The 20,171-nt window shown below is 42.8% G+C and carries 17 protein-coding genes; 1 reads left to right on the top strand and 16 read right to left on the bottom strand.

Annotation, left to right across the window (positions count from 1 at the left end):
• Positions 1-151: 151 nt before the first annotated feature.
• The 16 genes from LX73_RS07140 to LX73_RS07070 all read right to left on the bottom strand — a co-directional run bounded on the left by LX73_RS07140 (position 152) and on the right by LX73_RS07070 (position 17,823).
• Positions 152-1,474: a sigma-54-dependent transcriptional regulator gene (locus tag LX73_RS07140; protein WP_148898797.1), complete on the bottom strand. Its 1,323-nt coding sequence runs from the start codon at positions 1,472-1,474 to the stop codon at positions 152-154.
• On the bottom strand, positions 1,464-3,329 hold the full coding sequence (locus tag LX73_RS07135; protein ID WP_170245615.1) for a HAMP domain-containing sensor histidine kinase: 1,866 nt from the start codon (positions 3,327-3,329) through the stop codon (positions 1,464-1,466). Before LX73_RS07135 ends, LX73_RS07140 begins: the two co-directional genes overlap by 11 nt.
• A complete protein-coding gene (locus tag LX73_RS07130; protein WP_148898795.1) occupies positions 3,319-4,476 on the bottom strand; it encodes a sensor protein KdpD in 1,158 nt (385 codons plus the stop codon). Before LX73_RS07130 ends, LX73_RS07135 begins: the two co-directional genes overlap by 11 nt.
• Before the next feature lie 230 nt (positions 4,477-4,706).
• Positions 4,707-5,711, bottom strand: coding sequence for a universal stress protein (locus LX73_RS07125; RefSeq protein WP_148898794.1), 1,005 nt, complete (start codon positions 5,709-5,711; stop codon positions 4,707-4,709).
• Positions 5,680-6,345 (bottom strand): potassium channel family protein, encoded by a 666-nt coding sequence (locus LX73_RS07120; protein ID WP_148898793.1) that lies wholly within the window; start codon positions 6,343-6,345, stop codon positions 5,680-5,682. The genes LX73_RS07125 and LX73_RS07120 overlap by 32 nt, the downstream gene beginning before the upstream one ends.
• Positions 6,346-6,491: 146 nt before the next feature.
• The gene (locus LX73_RS07115) at positions 6,492-7,226 is read right to left on the bottom strand and encodes a TorF family putative porin (protein ID WP_211359381.1); all 735 of its coding nucleotides are present in this window, start codon (positions 7,224-7,226) and stop codon (positions 6,492-6,494) included.
• Positions 7,227-7,318: 92 nt separating this feature from the next.
• Positions 7,319-7,903, bottom strand: coding sequence for a potassium-transporting ATPase subunit C (locus LX73_RS07110; RefSeq protein WP_148898792.1), 585 nt, complete (start codon positions 7,901-7,903; stop codon positions 7,319-7,321).
• Between the two features lie 64 nt (positions 7,904-7,967).
• Positions 7,968-9,998, bottom strand: coding sequence for a potassium-transporting ATPase subunit KdpB (kdpB, locus tag LX73_RS07105; RefSeq protein WP_148898791.1), 2,031 nt, complete (start codon positions 9,996-9,998; stop codon positions 7,968-7,970).
• Positions 9,999-10,019: 21 nt separating this feature from the next.
• Complete coding sequence (kdpA, locus tag LX73_RS07100) at positions 10,020-11,717, bottom strand: potassium-transporting ATPase subunit KdpA (RefSeq protein ID WP_148898790.1); 1,698 nt, start codon at positions 11,715-11,717, stop codon at positions 10,020-10,022.
• Positions 11,718-11,759: 42 nt separating this feature from the next.
• Complete coding sequence (kdpF, locus tag LX73_RS13260; RefSeq protein WP_425461089.1) at positions 11,760-11,834, bottom strand: K(+)-transporting ATPase subunit F; 75 nt, start codon at positions 11,832-11,834, stop codon at positions 11,760-11,762.
• A 1,035-nt stretch (positions 11,835-12,869) separates the two neighbouring features.
• Positions 12,870-13,130 (bottom strand): hypothetical protein, encoded by a 261-nt coding sequence (locus LX73_RS07090; RefSeq protein WP_148898789.1) that lies wholly within the window; start codon positions 13,128-13,130, stop codon positions 12,870-12,872.
• A 292-nt stretch (positions 13,131-13,422) separates the two neighbouring features.
• On the bottom strand, positions 13,423-13,854 hold the full coding sequence (locus LX73_RS07085) for a potassium channel family protein (RefSeq protein WP_148898788.1): 432 nt from the start codon (positions 13,852-13,854) through the stop codon (positions 13,423-13,425).
• A 5-nt stretch (positions 13,855-13,859) separates the two neighbouring features.
• Positions 13,860-14,543: a potassium channel family protein gene (locus LX73_RS07080; RefSeq protein ID WP_148898787.1), complete on the bottom strand. Its 684-nt coding sequence runs from the start codon at positions 14,541-14,543 to the stop codon at positions 13,860-13,862.
• A gap of 23 nt (positions 14,544-14,566) precedes the next feature.
• The gene (locus tag LX73_RS07075; protein ID WP_211359380.1) at positions 14,567-16,135 is read right to left on the bottom strand and encodes a TrkH family potassium uptake protein; all 1,569 of its coding nucleotides are present in this window, start codon (positions 16,133-16,135) and stop codon (positions 14,567-14,569) included.
• Positions 16,136-16,187: 52 nt separating this feature from the next.
• Entirely contained in the window at positions 16,188-16,340 is a 153-nt protein-coding gene (locus tag LX73_RS12965; RefSeq protein WP_170245614.1) for a hypothetical protein, read from the bottom strand.
• 655 nt (positions 16,341-16,995) lie between these two features.
• On the bottom strand, positions 16,996-17,823 hold the full coding sequence (locus tag LX73_RS07070) for a DUF547 domain-containing protein (protein ID WP_148898786.1): 828 nt from the start codon (positions 17,821-17,823) through the stop codon (positions 16,996-16,998).
• A 457-nt stretch (positions 17,824-18,280) separates the two neighbouring features.
• Between LX73_RS07070 and mnmG the strand changes: the two genes are divergently transcribed.
• The gene (gene mnmG / locus LX73_RS07065; RefSeq protein ID WP_211359379.1) at positions 18,281-20,170 is read left to right on the top strand and encodes a tRNA uridine-5-carboxymethylaminomethyl(34) synthesis enzyme MnmG; all 1,890 of its coding nucleotides are present in this window, start codon (positions 18,281-18,283) and stop codon (positions 20,168-20,170) included.
• Position 20,171: the final 1 nt, after the last annotated feature.

Below are 20,171 nucleotides of genomic sequence, written 5' to 3'. Positions count from 1 at the left end.
CTCTAAAAATGGTAATAACATGCTTCATTTGATATAAATCCAGGTTTTCAAAATAGATCAACATTCTCTGTAGGTAATTGGTTATTATTTTGGGATACCTTATTCCCAAAATGGGACGCCGGGTAGAGTAGGATACTATAATGACATATCCTTATAAGTTGTACTCATCTATTTTGCGATAAAGGGTACTTGTCCCAATTTCTAACATCTCGGCAGCCTTTGTTTTATTGCCCTCAGCCTGTTCTAAAACTCTCTGAATATGAATACGCTCCATCTCCTTTAATGAGTTTGGATTGCCTGACTTGAAAGAGGAATCGCCATGAAATTCAGGCGGCAACAGTTCCGGTATTATGGCATCGCCTTCAGCAAGAATAGCAGATCGTTCAATAATATTTTTTAGTTCTCGAATATTTCCCTGCCAAGAATAAGATAACAACAGATTCATGGCCTCATCATCAATACGTCGTACCCGTTCATTAAGACGCTTTAGAAAGAAATTGGCCAACAATGGGATATCGCTTTTCCGGTCCCTGAGTGGAGGAATATCAATTTCAAACCCAGCTAAGCGATAATAGAGATCATCCCTAAACGTATCTTCATTGGCTTCCTTCTTTAGATCTTTATTCGTAGCAGCAATTACGCGAATATCAACCGTTCGTTCTTCGGTTTCACCAAGTTTAGTAAACTTTTTATTTTTAAGGAAACGCAACAGTTTTGCCTGCAAACCAATATCCATATCACCAATTTCATCCAGAAATAGTGTCCCACCATCGGCCTCTTCTATCAACCCTTTTTTGGATTCTTTAGCTCCTGTAAACGCACCCTCCTTAAAACCAAACATCTCAGACTCTAACATATCCTTGGGGAAAGCACTGCAATTTAACGCAACAAAAGGCCCACCTTTTCGGGGGCTGGCTTGATGAATAGCCTGAGCAAAAAGCTCTTTTCCCGTTCCGGTTTCTCCCTGGAGAAGTACACTCATATCAGACGTCGCTACTTTTTTTGCCATGCGAACGGCTTCTTGGATGGCTTCCGATTCACCTACAATACTTTTAAATCCATACTTATCATCAACGCGTTGTTCGAGATGACGGAGCTTATACTGCATCTGGGCCTTTTCCGCGGCACGCTCTACCATTACATGGATTTTGTCATCATCATCGCCCTTGGTGATATAGTCAAAAGCCCCCTGCTTCATGGCATTGACTCCATCCTGGATAGTGCCATAAGCGGTAATAACAATGACCTCAATAAGCGGATACTTCTGCTTTACTTTTTCAAGCAAATGCATGCCACTGCCATCTGGAAGCTTAACGTCCGTCACGACCACGTGAACAAAGTTATTTTCTAGTTCCTTTAGACCTTCTTTGAGGTTTTTTGCCTGTATTACATTAAATCCTTCCAGCCCAATTATTCTGGAAAGAAGTTCTCGAAAACGGTCTTCATCATCAATAACTAATACGTTATGCTTCATAACTATTTAATTTTTTCGAATTTCTATTTTTGGGGAGTGTAAAATAAAAAGTACTTCCCTTACCAAGCTCACTTTCAACGCCAATTTCTCCTCCTTGTGCGTTGATAAACTCCTTGGCGATAGACAAGCCCAAACCACTTCCCCCATTGTCATTTTTGTCACCATAAACCTGGAAATACTTTTGGAATATTTTTCCGAGATATTCCTCGGGGATCCCTTTTCCATTGTCAGTAACTGAAAACCGAATGGCACGAGGCTCATCTGCCGCTTTTAACACTATTTGCCCGCCGGGCGGGGTGTAGCGTACAGCATTCGAAATTAGGTTTACAAGTACCCATACTGATTTCTGCATATCGGCTTTAACGGCAGATAATCCTTCCTCACATTTAATTTCTATATCGATTCCCTTTTGGTCTGTCTGCATAACCATAGTTTCGTAAGCATAGTCAAGCAAGTCAGAAGGGTGGGCAGGCTGACTATTTAGTTGGATATTCCCGGACTCTATTTTGGAAAGATCAAGAAGTTCTGCCGTCGTTCTTTTCATCCGATTAGTATCATTTCGGATACTGTCAATAAGGTCGACCTGCTCCTCATTCAAAGGTCCAACTCTCTCATCTTCTAACAGCCGCAAACTCATATTGATAGAGGCAATGGGAGTTTTAAGCTCATGAGATACCACCGCCACAAAGTTGGTCTTGGCCTCATTCATTTCCTGAAAATGGGTGACGTTCTTTAATGTAATAATCGTCCCGATCTGTTTGTCATCTTCCTGTGCACCATCATCCAGGAGGACCGGCAGGGTCTCTTTCGAATAGTAAATGTGCCGATCTTCTGAAGCAATCTTTATTAAATTCTCATCATCTTTTTGTTGATGCTCTTCCTTATTCATTATGTCCTGTATAAGCTTGCGCACCAGATCATTCGTTGATGCAACATCAGGGGCATACTGCCCAACCAATTGCTCGTGATCCAACCCAATAAGCTCCTCTGCCTTTGAATTTACAAACAGGATATTTTTTTCATGATCAAGTCCTACGACAGCCTCATTCATCTGATTAATAATAGCTTCAATACGTCTCTTTTCACTCTTTATTTTGGCCAAATTACTAGAATCGTATTCCTGCAACCGAACAGCCATAGTATTAAAGGCCTCAGCAAGCTCCTGGTATTCGTCTCCCGTTTCAAACTCCAAGCGTTGGTCATAGTTCTGATCCGCAATATTTTTTATACGCTCTATAAGCTCTCGGATCGGATTAACAATATAGTTGGGATATTTTAGGAGTAGGACCAGTGCCAATAACGTACTTATTGCACCAATAATCGTCATATATAAAATAACTTGTGACGCGGTTTCTTGAGCCCGATCCTTTTTTCGATCAATAGCATCGAGATTCATATACGTGATCTGTGAAATCAGCTCTTGGATCTCTGCATATTTGTTTGTGATAGTCTGATAAGCGTTCATGCCTCGGGATTCTTGTGAACGAAACCGGTCAAATTGTTCTAGGTATTGCATAAGAGCCTCCCGTAGCGCCCTGCTTGCCTCAGGTTCACCAGTTTCCGTAAAATTTTTCATTTGTTTTGACATCTCCCGTTTTAAAATTCGTTTCAGCGAATCCACATTGGTTGATGCAGAACGGCCTGTATCAGACAACATATTTACTTTTTTCTTGTGGAGTTTACTCATCGTATGCTCCATATGTTGCATGTAGGTAATTGTCCGACTGTTGTTCTGAATGATGTCAACGGTATTTTCAGCAAGTGTATTTACGGATACCAAGCTACTGCCCCAAAGTAAGACCAGCAGAAATGCTAAAAACCCAAGTCCTGTATACAGCTTAGTTTTAATGTTCATGCCCATTATGTGATACCACGATTAAATCAATGTTTAAGTTTTCTACCAGGTGAAGCACTTTTTCGGTAAGTGTTCGTAATCCCAATTTATTCCATATTGTCCGTTTAGGAGCCCCCATCATGACCCATCGGACATCATGCTCCTTCGCATATTCAACGATAGTTTCAGCAATATTATCAGCTTCTTTTTTTTCCACTTCGGCTCCCAGCTCTGTGGCCATTTTAAAGTTATTGATAAGGTAACGTTGATCGGCCAGGTCAACGCGATCGCTGCTTTCCTCTCTGGACTGAACATACATTACAGTCCATTCTGCTCGCATCGTCGAAGCCATGCGTGCCGCGCGACGTATAAGATGTTTGCCACCCTCTGGATTTGTACTGATACAAACCATGATACGATTGCCGGTAATGGTATCTTTTTCATAAACCTCGGCATCAATTTTTCTGCCCAGCTGGCCAGCAGCTTCTCGAAGAGCCAGCTCTCTGAGTTGTAACAGATTTTCCTTTATAAAGAAATTTTCCAAGGCAGTACTTATTTTTGATGGATCATAGATCTTCCCATCCTCCAAGCGCTCAAGCAGTTCGTCTGCTGTTAAATCCACATTTACAATTTCATCGGCCATCTGTAACACTGTGTCCGGCACGCGTTCTTTGACATCAACACCGGTGATCTGCTTAATATCATTATTCAACGATTCCAGATGCTGTATATTTACAGTGCTGATTACATTAACGTTATTTTTAAGAAGTTCAACTACATCTTGCCAACGTTTCTCATTTTTAGATCCCGGAACATTGGTGTGAGCCAGCTCATCTACTAAAATAACTTCAGGTTTATCCAATTTGATAGCTTCCAGGTCCATTTCCTTGAGTTCTTTCCCTTTATAAAATACTTCTTTCATAGGTATTCGCGGGATTCCCTCCGTCAGTTCTGCCGTTTCTTTTCGGCCATGTGTTTCAATGATGCCGATCTTAACATCTACATCCTTTTCTAATAGTTCATGAGCCTCTTCCAGCATACGATAGGTTTTCCCCACTCCGGCAGCCATACCGATATATAGCTTGAACTTTCCACGTCGCGACTTTCGGATGAGCTCTAAAAATCGCTCTACTTCCGATTCCCTAAGCTCTGTTTCTTTTTTGTTCATTGAGATATTTAGAATATGATTACCGGTATAGTAATTATACAGATATCATGCCAAACACGTATTTGATTACCCATATAGCCTTTCAAGCCTATCTGAATGGGGTAATACCCATTTCTTTTTTAAAAACTCCATTCCTACTACCATAATCACAAATAGATTCTCCCATTTTGGGATAGTCATATACACTAAAAGCTAAACTATTTGTTCAGCTATTTTTCAAATATATTCATTTATACCCAATATTGTTTTAAAGATGCAAAAAGCCTTTTCATCCATAAAGGCTTCGGCGGGGCTCCCGGCCGAGACAAAAAGATGGGGTTTGATAATGCTTTTGTTATGACATTTGGGCGATCTACCAAGAATGTTTTTTTGACCCAGTACTCGTTGCGGGTTCCAAGTAGCACGCAATCAGCATATTGGGCTTGTTTTTTGAGTATATTGCCCAGCGCTCCGCTTTCGAGCTCAGTTTCTAAAATATGTCGGAGCGATATTTCTCCTTCAAATCCCGGATTATCCTGCTTAAATATGCGCAGAGCTTTGTTGAGGGAATGCGTATAGTCATTAATCCCGGTTTCCCAGGGACCTCCCTTAAAGGAGTGAAACAACACAATCCCTTGATGTCTTCCATGTAACAGGTAAGAGGCATGTTCCAATACAGGCTCAACCAGGGAGAGTTCGTCTACCATGACCACTACTTTTCTGAACGTTGATTGTATATGAGGTTCACCAATCAGGATATTTCCCTCAACATTCGCAAAGATTCGGTCCACAGCGGCTGTATTCATTATATTTTGCTCACTCTTTACGCCCCATCCCATTACCAAAAGAGAAGCTTGGTGCTCTTTGGCAACATGAATTACGGCATCGGGGATGTTATTCGAAATCCGTATCAGCAGTTTTGCTTCCAGGCCGGCAGCCCGCACGCGCCGCAAGCCCTCCCGCAACAAAGTTTTTGCACTATCCAATCTGTCTTCTTCTATCTTTTTGCCCTGATCCGAAACACCGAGTACATGCAACAATAGTAACACCCCGTTATGCCTGTAACATGCTTTAATAGCGGGCGGGAGTAACGCTTTAAAAGAACCGGGATTACTAATAGGAATTACAATTGTATACCTGTCGGAATCAGTGTGTGTTCTATTCTCTAATGAGGCAAGCTTAGCTTTAAACGTATTGCCTTCCAGCGTTTGGATGTCAAACAAATTATTGCCGTTGGAGTGTTCTATAGATACCATTACTAATCCCCCGTTTTGATAGGACAGTTACAGTGTCACCAATTTCAAATTGCGTATCGCCACGAGGTATAATCAACTCCCCTTTCCTGTAAATAGCTACTACTATGTCATGGTTTGTGATTAGACCAGCTTCCAGAGCATCCATAATCGTTTTTCCGACCAGGGACGAATGTTTATCCAGCTTTATTTCCCCAAGTTCAGCTCCTCCACGAAGCTGAATAAAGTTGCTCAAGCCCGGTTCCCCGACATTTCTATACAGGTACTCCCCAAGTAAACGATTAGGGTCAGCAACGGCATCAACGGTCAGGTTGCGGAACAATTCTTTATGATCCGGATCGCTTACTGAGCTGATCAATCGGGGAACACCATACTGGCGACCAATTAATACCGATGTCAGGTTTACCGCGTCATCGTTTGTTGTGGCAATGAGCGCATCGGCCTCCGCAATGCCGGCTTTTTTAAGAATATCGTCTTCGGTTGCTTTCTCGTGTAAAACGCGGCACTCAAATTCTTTTGCCATTTCCCGGGCCGTTTGTTTATCAGCTTCAATAACAACCACCTCGTGATGATCTCGCGTAGCAAGTTCAACAATACGCCGGCCTATAGAGCCGGCCCCAACAATTATCAGGTACATAGTTCAGGAAGTAATTTTTAAAAATTATTTTGTTAGAACTAAGAGATCAGGCTACAGCATCTTGTAGCATATCCTCTTGCACTAATCCCAAAAACATCCGCCCTGAGCCAATCCTTCAGAAGGGGCGGATGCTTTGGGGTATGCCGTTACAGGCTCAGCCCGAATACCAGGTATGACTGCTCGGCGTAGGGATTCAGGATATAGCCGCCAAACAGGGGCAGGCTAAACTTGTCGGTAATTTCCAGTTCCCGCGACACCGAAAGGTTCAGGTTGATGATACCCGCTTTAGTCGTACCGTAATAGGCAGATTCCGCCGGCACCCCCCCAACAGTAAATGACATATCGGTACCTCCCACAGAAAAGGGGACGCTTGTCTCCAAGTAGATAGATTGGTCAGGATCGTTGTAGGCATTAATCGCCCCGTAAAACGTGATCGGGAAAGATGCGGGACCTGTAACACTGATGTTGGGCTCAATATAGTGCGCTCCCGCACCGTCGTCATCGAAATTGAAAAATTCTGATCCGGTGGGGAAGTAATAGTCGGTCACTCCAAGCGAAATATTTCCAAAGGAATAACTTATATACAAGTCGTGCTCAGAGGCTCCAGCCGCACTGACGGTACTGTTCTCAACAGGACTTATGGCATAGGAAGCCCACGTGCCAGCGGTAAATCCGCCAGAAGTAAATTCAATATGTGGTTGGATACTGGCTGACTTTCCAAAGTCGATCCCTCGCCAGACGTAGCGATTCACAAAATCAGCACTGCAATCAACATCCTGCGCTTTGGCTTGTTTTACAGGTAAACTGCAAAGCCCTGCGATAGTAATACATATTGTGACCAGTAAAAGAGGATACTTGTTCTTTGTTATTGAAATGTTCATAATAAAACTCCTTGTGTGTTTAGACATATAATTATGTTTAGGCACCATTTGAACCGGCGGTTGGTACGCATATACCACCGCCGGTTTTATTTTTACTTTTGGGTTCCCATCTCGTTATCCAGTTCATCCAGCGCTACATTAAGTTTTAATACATGCACACGCTCATCCGGACCGAGAAAGCCAAGCGCAGGGCCTTCTACATGATTATTTACAAGTTCACGCAGACGATCCTCAGGAATATCCCGGACCTTACTTATGCGTGGAATCTGCATGTGAGCAGCCTGTGGAGAAAAGTGCGGGTCCAGATCACTGCCCGAAGCTGTCACCATATCTGTGGGAATATCCTCTTTGGTGATATCAGGATTTTGGGCCAAAATGGAATCGATACGTGTCTGAACCGTTTCCAGGTAATCCGGATCCATAGGTCCCTTGTTGGAACCACCGGTTCCAGCTGCATCATAACCTCCGGGCCGACTGTTAAAATATTTGTTGGATGTAAATTTCTGACCGATCAGCTCGTAGCCAACCACTTTGTTATTAACTTTGACGACTTTGCCTTCACCGTTATGACTTGTTCCCAGCATGGCTACTCCTTTTATCAAAAAGGGGTAACCGAATGCAAACAATCCCAATAAAACAACACTTAGCAAAAATGACTTTAAAAGTTCGTTCTTCATAATTTTAGAAATTAGATTATTATTTAATTCCTCCAAGGGTTTCAGATCCTTGGAGGATTCAGTTTTATACCAAATTGATTAGAATGTCGATTAGTTTAATCCCTACAAAAGGAGCTATTATACCACCAAGCCCGTATATAAACAGGTTCCGAGCCAGCAGTTTGGAGGCACCCATCGGTTTATACTCAACCCCACGCAGCGCCAATGGTATAAGCAGCGGAATGATAATGGCGTTGAAAATAGCCGCCGATAAAATTGCCGACTGTGGACTGGCCAAGTTCATAATATTAAGCGCCTGCAGTTGAGGATACGCGAGGATGAACAACGCCGGAACAATGGCGAAATACTTCGCCACGTCATTGGCAATAGAAAAGGTGGTCATTGTTCCCCGGGTAATAAGCAGCTGCTTACCAATCTCGACAACCTCGATCAACTTGGTAGGGTCGTTATCCAGATCTACCATATTCCCGGCCTCCTTGGCTGCTTGGGTACCGGTGTTCATAGCAACGCCCACATCAGCCTGCGCCAGTGCAGGTGCATCATTGGTCCCGTCACCCATCATGGCCACAAGCTTACCATCAGCCTGTTCTTTTTTAATGTACTCGAGTTTATCTTCAGGAGTTGCTTCAGCAATGAAGTCGTCCACCCCGGCTTTTTCGGCAATGTATTTTGCCGTCAGCGGGTTATCACCGGTCACCATCACGGTTTTAACACCCATTTTACGAAGACGAGCAAACCGTTCTTCGATACCTTTTTTGATGATATCCTCAAGCTGAATAACACCAATGGCCTCCTTATTTTCGGCTACAATTAGCGGTGTACCCCCATCGGATGATATTTCTTCCGCTTTCTTTTCCAAGTTATCAGGAAAGTTGTTTCCCGCCGTTTCTACCAGGTCTTTGATCGCATCCACCGCACCTTTGCGAATCTCCGTGCCATCCGGCAGGTTAATTCCGCTACTCCGCGTTTCGGCAGTAAACTTGATAAATTCTACCTTGTCTTCATCCGGATCTGGAATAGGTTTATCCATTTCTTTTGCAAGCTCAATAATGGATTTTCCTTCTGGCGTAGTATCAGCCAGCGAACTGGAAACACACTGTTTGATAAAGTGATCTTCATCTACACCATCAACCGGATAAAAGTTAGTAGCCTTGCGATTTCCGATAGTAATGGTTCCTGTTTTATCAAGTAGCAGCGTATCAATATCTCCTGCTGTTTCTACCGCTCTCCCTGATTTACTAATGATATTAGCCTGCAGGGCCCGGTCCATTCCCGCAATACCAATAGCCGATAACAAACCACCGATTGTGGTCGGTATTAAACATACGAACAAGGCTATCAGAGAAGCTATAGCAATGGCTGTGTTGGCATACATGGCAAATGGCTGTAGTGTTACTACCACTACCAGAAATACCAGCGTAAACCCTGCCAGCAAAATACTCAGTGCCAATTCGTTCGGTGTTTTTTGACGCTCGGCCCCTTCTACGAGGCCAATCATTTTATCCAGAAATGATTCCCCGGGATCAGAAGTCACCTCAACCTTGATACGGTCGGACAGTACTTTGGTACCTCCCGTGACTCCCGACTTGTCGCCACCGGCTTCGCGGATCACGGGCGCTGACTCTCCAGTTATCGCTGATTCGTCAATAGAGGCCAGACCTTTTATGATTTCTCCGTCGGCCGGAATCACATCTCCTTCTTCTGCGATAAAGATATCGCCTTTTTTGAGTTCCGAAGATTTTATTGTTTTGGTCGACCCGTCCTCTTTGAGGATTTTTGCCGGAGTCGTCTGTCGAGTCTTTCGCAGTGAATCGGCTTGAGCTTTACCACGCGCCTCTGCCAGAGCCTCTGCGAAGTTCGCAAAGAGGATGGTGAATAGCAGGATGAGAAATATGGAAAAGTTATAGCCAAAGCTTCCCTGGTCAACCATACCAAAGAGGATGGCTAAACTTACCAGCAGCATGACAGCTGCCCCAACCTCTACCGCAAACATTACCGGGTTACGAGCCATCACATTGGGTTTCAGCTTTACAAAAGCCTCCCGTATAGCTGTTCTAACAAGTGCAGGTTCAAATAATTTTGGTTGCTTCTTCATAGTATTATATATCCTTTTAAATTAATAGAGCATGAAATATTCGCCGATTGGACCCAGAACTAATGCTGGCAAAAATGCCAACGCTGCAATGATTACAATTACAGCAAGTAAGACGACACCAAAGGTAGCCGTATCTGGTTTGAGCGTTCCGGCTGTTTCTGGCACATACTGCTTGCTAGCCAGATATCCGGCAATAGCAACAGGTCCGATGATTGGCACATACCGGCCTAGCAAAAGTGCAATCCCTGTGGAAATATTCCACCATGGGGTATTGTCGCCAAGTCCCTCAAAGCCGGATCCATTATTGGCCGTGGCCGAAGAAAACTCATACAACATCTCGGAAAAGCCGTGAAATCCGGCATTATTCAACCAGCCATAATCGGGATTATGGGTAATAAGCCAAGCCGAAATAGCCGTACCGGTCAGAATAACAGCGGGATGCAGCAGGGCCACGATGGTGGCGATTTTCATCTCCTTGGCCTCCACTTTTTTGCCCAAGAACTCCGGTGTTCGTCCTACCATCAGCCCAGAAATAAAGATGGCGATGATCACGAAAACGTAGAAGTTGATAAAACCGACTCCTACACCACCATAAAAAGCGTTGATAAACATACCCATCAAGGTGGCAAATCCGCCGAGGGGCATCAGGCTGTCATGCATAGAGTTGACCGAGCCGTTAGATGTAGAAGTGGTGGCTGTTGCCCAAAGTGCAGAGGCTGCTGGACCAAATCGGGTTTCTGTCCCTTCCATACTGCCCAGCTCCTGTGAAACGCCCATTTGTGCAATGGCCGGGTTTCCTCCCATTTCACCAGATACAGCTGCGGTTGTTAATGCTAAGTATCCAACCGTCATCACCGCAAAGAATATCCAGGCCAGCTTTCGCTTTTCGGTGTAATATCCAAAAGCAAACACCATCGCCATGGGAATAAGCAGAATTGCCATGGTTTCTGCGATATTGGTAATATAATTAGGGTTTTCAAAAGGAACCGAAGAGTTGGCCCCAAAGAATCCCCCGCCGTTGGTACCCAGCTGTTTTATAGCAATTTCAGCAGCGGCAGGTCCCTTAGCAATAGTCTGCTGGTGACCCTCCAGAGTAGTGATAGTATCAGGCCCTTCCCACGTCATAGAGGAGCCATTTAATACCAAAATTGAACCGGCTACAATAGCAAGTGGCAATAATACATATACACAACTACGTACAAACAAGCGATAGAAGTTGCCCAACTTTTCCCCTTGCTTGGTTTTAATAGCCTTGAATATTGCCGCCGCGGCTGCCATCCCGGTACCGGCACTTACAAACTGCATAAAGGTAATAAAGCCGAGCTGTGACCAGTAGGTCAGGCTCGATTCACCGGAGTAGTGTTGCAGGTTACAGTTTACCACAAAACTGATAACCGTATTAAAAGTCAGGTCCGGCGACATATTGGCTATTTCAGCCGGATTCCAAAACCAACCTTTTTGGGTTGCCAGCAACACCATCCCCCAGACAAACCACATCATGTTGATGGTGAGCAGAGCTGCTAGATGTTGTTTCCAATTCATCTCACGACCGGGCGTAATCCGGGCGATCTTATATACCAGCTTCTCCAGCGGATTCAGGGCCGGATCCATCATAGTATGATCGCCGCGGTAAACCCGCGCTATATATTTACCGAGTGGTATGGCCAGCAAAATTGTAAGCAGGTAAATAAAGCCAATACCAATTAATTGCGTATCCATAGATATCTTAAATTTAGATTATTGATTGAATGTAAATGCTAATTAGAACTTTTCCGGGTGCACCAGTACGTAAAACAGGTACCCGAACATTCCGATTGCTAGAAAGAGTAATACCATCATAGTGTTGTTGTTTTAGGGTTTATATCTCAGCAAAAAAGTCGATGCTTTTAAACAGTCCCCAGAAAATCGCGAGACCGAAAGTGACGAGTGTAATCCAGAATATGAGTGTCATTGTTTATTTTTTTTGTTTTGGTTCACGTTCACGTAGTCAGGTAGGAAAAAGCGTGCCAAAGCCACCATAGGCGGGAAATTAATTACTGTAAGATCAATATTATCAACTACTTACAGTTTTTTATGGTTGGCCTGAAATACTTTTAGTGATTGGAATTCCAATTCAAAGTGAGAGACTGAATTATCAATTTGAAAGGACCAAGGCACTGGGCGGTACTTATAACCTTGGTAGACCTATTCTATAATTATGGCTGGTTTCGGAGAGGAGATTGGGGGAGCTTGAAATTCAAACACTCTCTAAAAGACATGATATGAGAGGCCTTGAGGTTTAAAGAAACTATTCAAGAATTTAATCCCATTCTATGTTAGTAGTAAAGTACAACTAGGAAGTAATTCCCATCCAATTCTTTGGCTTATCTGTGAGTTGACCAATAACAGCTTGTTCTACTAGACCAACTTTTGCAATAAACACCGGCCGGCTTCATCCTTGAGCCAAGTTGCTAGCCCCGGAATTTCTTCCTAAAGGATATGGAATCAGAACCCCAGTACTGTCTAGGTTTTACTGTACATATCGTTCAAATACGTTCTTGTAGCAAATTTTCGGCTGTAATTGATTGACAATAGTTTTTCCTGTAAACCAGAGGATTCTGTCGGTCAAATTTATTCACAATAGATCTTAGCTTTCTTAGCGTTGATTTTTTATCCTTTTCGCTGAAAGCTGGGACCATGTAAATGGTTCCCTCCTTGCTCCCCAGCAAATAAGTTATTATAGATCTGACAGTCTTAAGGTCATTAACTTGCATGATAACATCTTCAAAATGTGTTTCCACATGTTCTTTAACCACTTACAGGTTACTGTTCGCACCATATAGCTTTTGGTTTTTTCTTTATCCTAAAACAACCCATCATTTTTGCCCCACATTATAGTAAAATCAATATCCTAGAGTTGGCAAGCTGTTCGATGGCATGGGAAAGGCGGTGGGCAATGCGTACCGTGATCTCCACCTTACATCCCGCTGACTCTATAATTTGTCGCACATACTCCAGCTTAAGTTCTCGTTCTAATTTAAATTCCTCCGCTTCGGACGTTGGCAGCTGATACGGGATGTCGATAATATTAAGCAGGATAATTTTCCCATTATTTCGTTTATCTGCTCGAATAGCAGGTGGGCAGGAGTGCATTACTAAGATCTATATCTTGCAATGGAACAAGCGCTGTATATCCATTTTTCTCATGGGTAAAGCTGAATTCTAGATTTGATTTCATGGCTTGAATATTTGTGCTTGGAAAGGAGTGTTGCTGTTTTACCTTAACAGCGAAAATTCCATGAAAGAAACCACATATCTCTTAGGCTTATCATATGTAAAGCCATGTATATCAATAATTTATAGAGATAGTACAATTACCCATCACTTGGATATAATCCATAAATACCAACCCATTGGGGGAGGGTTAATTCTCGAATTGACAGGGCTATACCTCGCTTTTTTGTTCTGATATTTCATCTGCAAGATTTTTAGCTGCCTCAATTTTTGGATTAATGACGTCAGTAATTCCAATCTTTTGGATAATCTGCTCTTCCCGTTCTGAGCCAACAATTACGTAAATTTTATTGACCCCTCTATCCTGGAGTTCCAAGGCTATGTACTCAGCAGCCTGAAAGTTTTCATCCCCTACTGAGATTATTGCAACGTCTACTTTAGCTACTCCAAGCTTTTGTAGCAAGTCGGCTTCGGTTGCATCAAAACTGACAGACGCGGCTACCTTATCCTTAATCTTCTCAACCTTATCCATATCTTGGTCAATGGCAACCACATATAGACCCCGCTGGGATAAAAGTTTTGCCAAGGTGTAGCCAAATGAACCTAATCCAATTACGGCATATTTCGTTTCTGATTTAAACATTATTTCTAGGCCTTAAATGTTTGAATGATATCTTTGCCTATTCCTTCTTTTGATAATACTGTTACGGTATCTCCACCCTCAAAAGTAGTGTTTCCCCGGGGAATAATAAGTTCACCATCTCTATAAATGGCGACTATAATGAGGTCTTCGGAGATTTGTTCCAATTCCAGTGCGTCTAATATAGTTTTACCGATCAACGAGGAATGCTCTGCAAGTTCAATCTCAACAATCTCACCCCCACCGTCCAGACGCATAAAATCCTTTATACCTGGTCGTTGCATGGATTTATACAAGAACTCTCCGTTCAGTCGGTGTGGGCTTTCCACAGAATCGATATCCAATTCGTCAAATAAACCGATATGCCCTGGTTCTCTGACGGAACTCAACAACCGGGGAACATTATATCGCCGTCCCAGCATCATCACCAACAGATTGGTTGAATCATCGTTGGTCGTGGTAATTAATGCATCTGCTTTTTCTATGCCCGCCTCTTCCAAAACATCCATCTTGGAGGCGTCGTCATTTATAACGAGGCAATCATAATTAGAACTGGTCTGTTCAGCCAGGTCAGTATTTTTCTCGATCACCACGACCTCGTGACCATCTCCTGTTGCCAGATCAATGACTCTGTTTCCTATTCGGCCAGCCCCCACAATAATGAGGTACTTAATACGGTCTGTTGTTGTCATAATTGTGTTTTAATGCGTTTGGATTAAGTCTTGGATTGGTTAAAAAATGAGCGAAGCATAATGAGTATCGGAATAAGCTCCAGACGTCCCATCAGCATCTGAATAATATACGTTACTTCTGTTACTGGATGCATTGAGGGACTTGTGAGTCCACTAGATAGCCCTACGGTACCCTGGGCAGATACTGATTCAAAAATGGCATCGATCAGCGTAAAATTATCTCCCATGAACGTTGCACTCATAAGGATTCCGCCCAGTAATACCAGCAAATACATCATAGAAAACACATAGGCCTCCATCAGATCATTGGAAATTTCTTTATAAGAGTAGCGTTCTGTCCCGAGGCTCATTGCAATGATGCTATTGGAAGGCTGGGTTACTTGTTTTAACCTCCATCCAAACCCCTTGGCCATGAAGTACGCCCGAAAAATCTTTATTCCACCTACTGTAGCTCCCGTTGATCCACCAATAATCATTGGGATCGTAGCCATTAATAGTGTGGCATGAACCGGCCAGGTGCTCAGATCTGCCGTTTGCCAACCGGTGGTCGTCAACGCACTAACAAACTGGAATACACCCTCACGGAATGATTGTGCAAAATCGAATATCCCCGAAAGCATTAGAACTAAAAAGGCCGACCCGATTACACTTAATAACATAAGCCAGCGGCCCTGGTAGTCCAGCCATAGTTCTTTTAAACTGCCTTTTTCATAGATTTTGTAGTAAAGCGGAATTGAAATGGCTCCGAGGATCATTGGCAACAGATATATCATCTCCATGAGGTATGAACCATAACCGGAAATGCTATCATCGAAAGTGCTGAATCCACCCGTTGACTGCCCGGTCATGGCATGGTTCACTGCTACAAACAGGTTTTCCAAGATATCATAATCGGGAAATACCACCCAGGTGCTGATAAATATATACAGTGCCGACAGTGAGGTTACGGTCAGATAGACCTTCCAAATAGCTTGTGTGGTTTGCCGGATATTGGGTCTAATTTTTTGACCACTGGCTTCAATACTATAAAGAGCTGAGCCGTACATCCCTCCAGATTGACGCAGAATAGCCAGTGACAAGACGATCATACCGGCCCCACCTAACCATTGCGCAAATGAGCGGTAGAAGAGCAGCCCATACCCCACGGAAGGTTCATGTACACTCATGGTCAAACCAGTGGTGGTATATGAACTCACGCTCTCAAACAGGGCATGCAGAAAACTCTTAAAATTGTAAAGGCTTGAAGAATACGTTTCACCGGCTGGTAGAAACGACTGGGCTACTTCAACCGGAGTAATATGAGCAGCGATGAAAAAGGGAAGAGCTCCAAAAAGGGAAGTTACCATCCAGGCAGCCGCTGCCGTTATCATCGCCTGGCTTTGGCCGTTGCTTTCTACCTTTTTATTACTTTTATAGGCGATTATTCCAAAAATGGTAGTAATGACTGAGCTGATTATAAAGGACAAGGCAGAGTAGGTTTCGCCATATAGAATTGAAACCAACCCCGGTATCAGTAAAATGGGACCAATCAATAATTGAATACCACCAATATCTCTTATGATGGCTCTAAGTTGACTTTTTTCAGCATTCATATATCTGATTAACTAATTTTTATAAGCTCTTTTTACTTAATTCTATGAGAATTTATTCAACCATTGATTCAGGCTTCAGGCTTTTTAGCTGATGATTGAGCAGGTGCTCAACGCTGTTCATTTCTTTGGTATATCGTTTCTGTTTCTTGTGGTATTTACTTTGGCCATTACAGCCACAGAAAACAAATTGAAAAAAACGTGCCACCCTTTACCTTTGTTTTCACAATATTCTACTAACTATATGATAAACAACAACTTATCTGATTTTCATTATGAAACTAATCGTTGCTAACACACTCATTGGTGACTCATTTTGGGAGGGTGTCTTCTATAAATGGGAGGATTGGGGTAGCTGGACTACCTCAACTATATTGATTAGATATGCTTCAATATCAGTTCAAGCAGTATATAACAAAAGAAAATTACCAACATTGACTTAAAATATTGGTAGACGAAAAATCTTTCATTAATTATCAATTATGGTGTGAAGCCTTATGAAAACCAATGCTTCTAACTCCCATGATCGCAACACGATAAGCCCTTAATTCACAAAGAGTAAGGGGGCTTTTTTGTTTGCCTATATTTTCCCCATTTCTTTTTTAATTTGGGTAACTGGATTAGACTCTTATATCCATCTCCTATTCTTCCTTCTCTTAATTTTCGACCTTCTACGCTATCTGGACCATATATTACCCCCCCGCTCTAAATATTTCTTCTACATCAGAAATCGCACTGATCCTACATTTAAATATATCAATGTCTCTTTTGGTTGTCCCTTACTCAGATATACCCGTTGCTCTTAAAAGCAATCCCGTCCTACCATCCGCCACTCTGATTACAAAAGTTAACCTGCCGGTTTTCTAAAGCTTCTTATACTCTCCCAGGGCTACCTTCCAGCTATAATCTTTGAATGACACCGATGGGTGAGCTTCCTCCGGAATGACTTCATACCTTTTCAAGAAAGGCACAATTCCATCCTTCCCCCCAAAGTCACCGCGATACCAGCTGAATAACGGCGTTACCGCTACTTCGTTTTTCTCTTTATTGTATTCTGTGCTGCTTTTAAGAAATTGTTCGGCAGTTGTATCCAGCTGCTCGTTAACACGGTCGGCATGATAAACAACAATAAGAGGACAACTTTCAGCTCCGCAATTTAGTGCAAAATGTATGCGCGGATCGAGCGTGTCCCAACGCATTCGCCTTTCGAAATCATCTGTAAACCATCCGATCTTATTAAGAAAACCCAATGATTGTTTAACTTTGGACCGACGAATAATACCATGTTCGATATCATCAAGGCTTAGCTTTTTACCGGCAATGGTCACCTGATCTGATGAAAAAAAGTTATAGCCAAACGTTTCGTTTCTGCTCTTCAAGCGCTCGGGTTTTTCTTTCAATAAAATCTGCACATAGGCATTATAAACATTCAGCCAAAAAGCTTTTTGCTCTCCCTGGGTATCAAGACTTTGGGCTAGCTCTTCTATAGATACATTAGCTAATGAATCTATAATGGATTTGTAACTGCTGCCTTTTTTAACTGCTGTTATTAATTTTACAGAAAGATTGGCATACAGATCACTACCCTCCACCTGATCGGTACTATTTACTTTGTTTACATCTGTTTGATCAGTCGTCATTCCCATGAGAAAAATACCTATAGTAAAAATTATAAGACTAACGTGCTTCATAACTCAACTTTTTGGGCTTAATAAACTACATGCAATAACAGCAACTTATTGTAACATAATATATGATATTGCTTAGAATGTTATAGACGTATCATTCGCATCAATTCTTACGTTTTAAAACTTATTTTATACATATCAGTATTATTGTCTCCAGGTAACGACACAAAGCAGGGTGCTTTGTATTATCTTTTTCTAGTTCCATTTCGGTGAGCCACTGCTCAAAAGCCTGCACGCCTAACTAAATTTGCTATGTACTGCGCCGATCATCCAAACTTACAAACGGATAGTTAACCACCCCAAGTTTTAAAATTAATACTCACCTGTTAAACTTTGTCTCTGAAAACCCTTATTTTTGGGGACTTACTTAATTTGTGAAGTGCTTGTATATTTAAGATATACCGGTTACAAAAATTATTAATAATTTTAAGTGTAATAAAAACATACACTTACGCTAATTATGGATTCTCTGTACTCTTCTTATGATGTAATTGTAGTGGGTGCCGGCCATGCCGGTAGTGAAGCTGCCGGAGCTGCCGCCGAAATTGGTGCAAAAACCCTGCTTATTACAATGGATCTAGACGCCATTGCTAAAATGTCGTGCAACCCCGCTATTGGCGGTATAGCTAAGGGACAACTGGTACGTGAAATTGATGCGCTTGGCGGACTTATGGGTAAGGTTGCTGATAAATCTGGAGTGCAGTATCGTATACTCAATACCAGCAAAGGACCTGCAATGTGGAGTCCTCGCTGCCAGAGTGACCGCGCGCTCTACAGTAAGACGATGCGACTGGAACTCGAGAAAAAAGAAAACCTTCATTTTCGACAGGATAATGTGGTAGATGTGTTGACCACAGAAGACGGGAAAAAAGCAACCGGTGTCCGCACTTCTACCGGTCAAACTTTTGAGGCACAAACCGTTATACTAACAACTGGTACTTTTGGAAATGGACTTATGCATATCGGCGAAACCCAGATGGGTGGCGGTCGCTCTGGCGAACGCGCTTCCATCGGAATTTCTGCTGCACTCGAAGACCTAGGCTTTGAAGTAGGACGATTAAAAACTGGCACCCCGCCACGTATTGACGGCCGATCTATCAACTATGAAAAGATGGATATACAGTATGGTGATGAAGAGCCTAATGCCTTTTCTTTTATGACTGAATCACTACCCACGCGCGAAGAGCAACTCACCTGCTGGATTTGCGATACCAATGAAGAAGTCCATGAAGTGTTGCGCTCTGGCTTTGACCGCAGCCCCATGTTTAATGGCACTATTGACTCCACCGGACCGCGATACTGTCCCAGTATTGAGGATAAAATCAATCGGTTTTCTGAAAAAGACAGTCATCAGCTCTTTTTAGAGCCTGAAGGATGGAACACCTATGAAATGTATCTTAACGGATTTTCAACTTCCTTGCCCGAAGATGTACAATATAAAGCTCTTCGCACCATTCCGGGCTTTGAAGATGCTATTATGCTGCGTCCCGGCTATGCTATTGAATACGATTACTTTCCTCCCTATCAGATACGCCGGAGCATGGAAACAAAAATTACCAAAGGACTCTTTTTTGCCGGGCAAATTAACGGCACCACCGGCTATGAAGAAGCAGCATGTCAAGGACTTATGGCCGGAATAAACGCTGCGCGCAAGACTCAGGACAAAGATGAATTTATCCTCAAACGTTCGGAGGCTTACATTGGAGTGCTCATTGATGACCTGATTACTAAAGGTACCGAAGAGCCTTACCGCATGTTTACCTCTCGAGCTGAGCACCGCATACTACTACGTCAAGATAATGCTGACTTGCGACTTACAGAACTGGGACACAAAATTGGGCTCGCCTCTGATGAACGTTTTGAAGCATTCAAAACTAAAAAAGAAGCCATTGACAAAATCCATGATCTCGTAGCTGACTATACCGTATACCCCGAAAAGATGGATCCGATGCTCAAAGAACGAGGCACCTCCACCCTGTCGCAACCGGTTAAAGCAAAAACACTCATCCCCCGCCCTGAACTATCTATTAGAAATATCTTTGAGGCCGACCCAGAGTTAAAAGAAAAAGCCCTTGAAATTACTACCGACGGGCTTGTTTTTGAGCAGGTTGAAATACAGATTAAATATGCCGGCTACATTGAAAAAGAGTTTGAAATGGTAGAAGAAATGAAGAAGCAGGAAGACACTCTTATTCCCGACGAACTCAACTACGATAAGATCAACAGTCTTTCTGCTGAGGGAAAAGAAAAAATGGATCGCATCCGTCCCGAAACTTTGGGACAAGCAAGCAGAATTAGTGGAGTAAGCCCTAGTGACGTATCTGTTCTCATGGTCTATCTGGACAATTAAG

The organism is Fodinibius salinus (genome assembly GCF_008124865.1).
Taxonomy (GTDB): domain Bacteria; phylum Bacteroidota; class Rhodothermia; order Balneolales; family Balneolaceae; genus Fodinibius; species Fodinibius salinus.
Note: the sequence above shows the minus strand (reverse complement) of the source record. Positions and strands in the feature narration are given on the sequence as shown.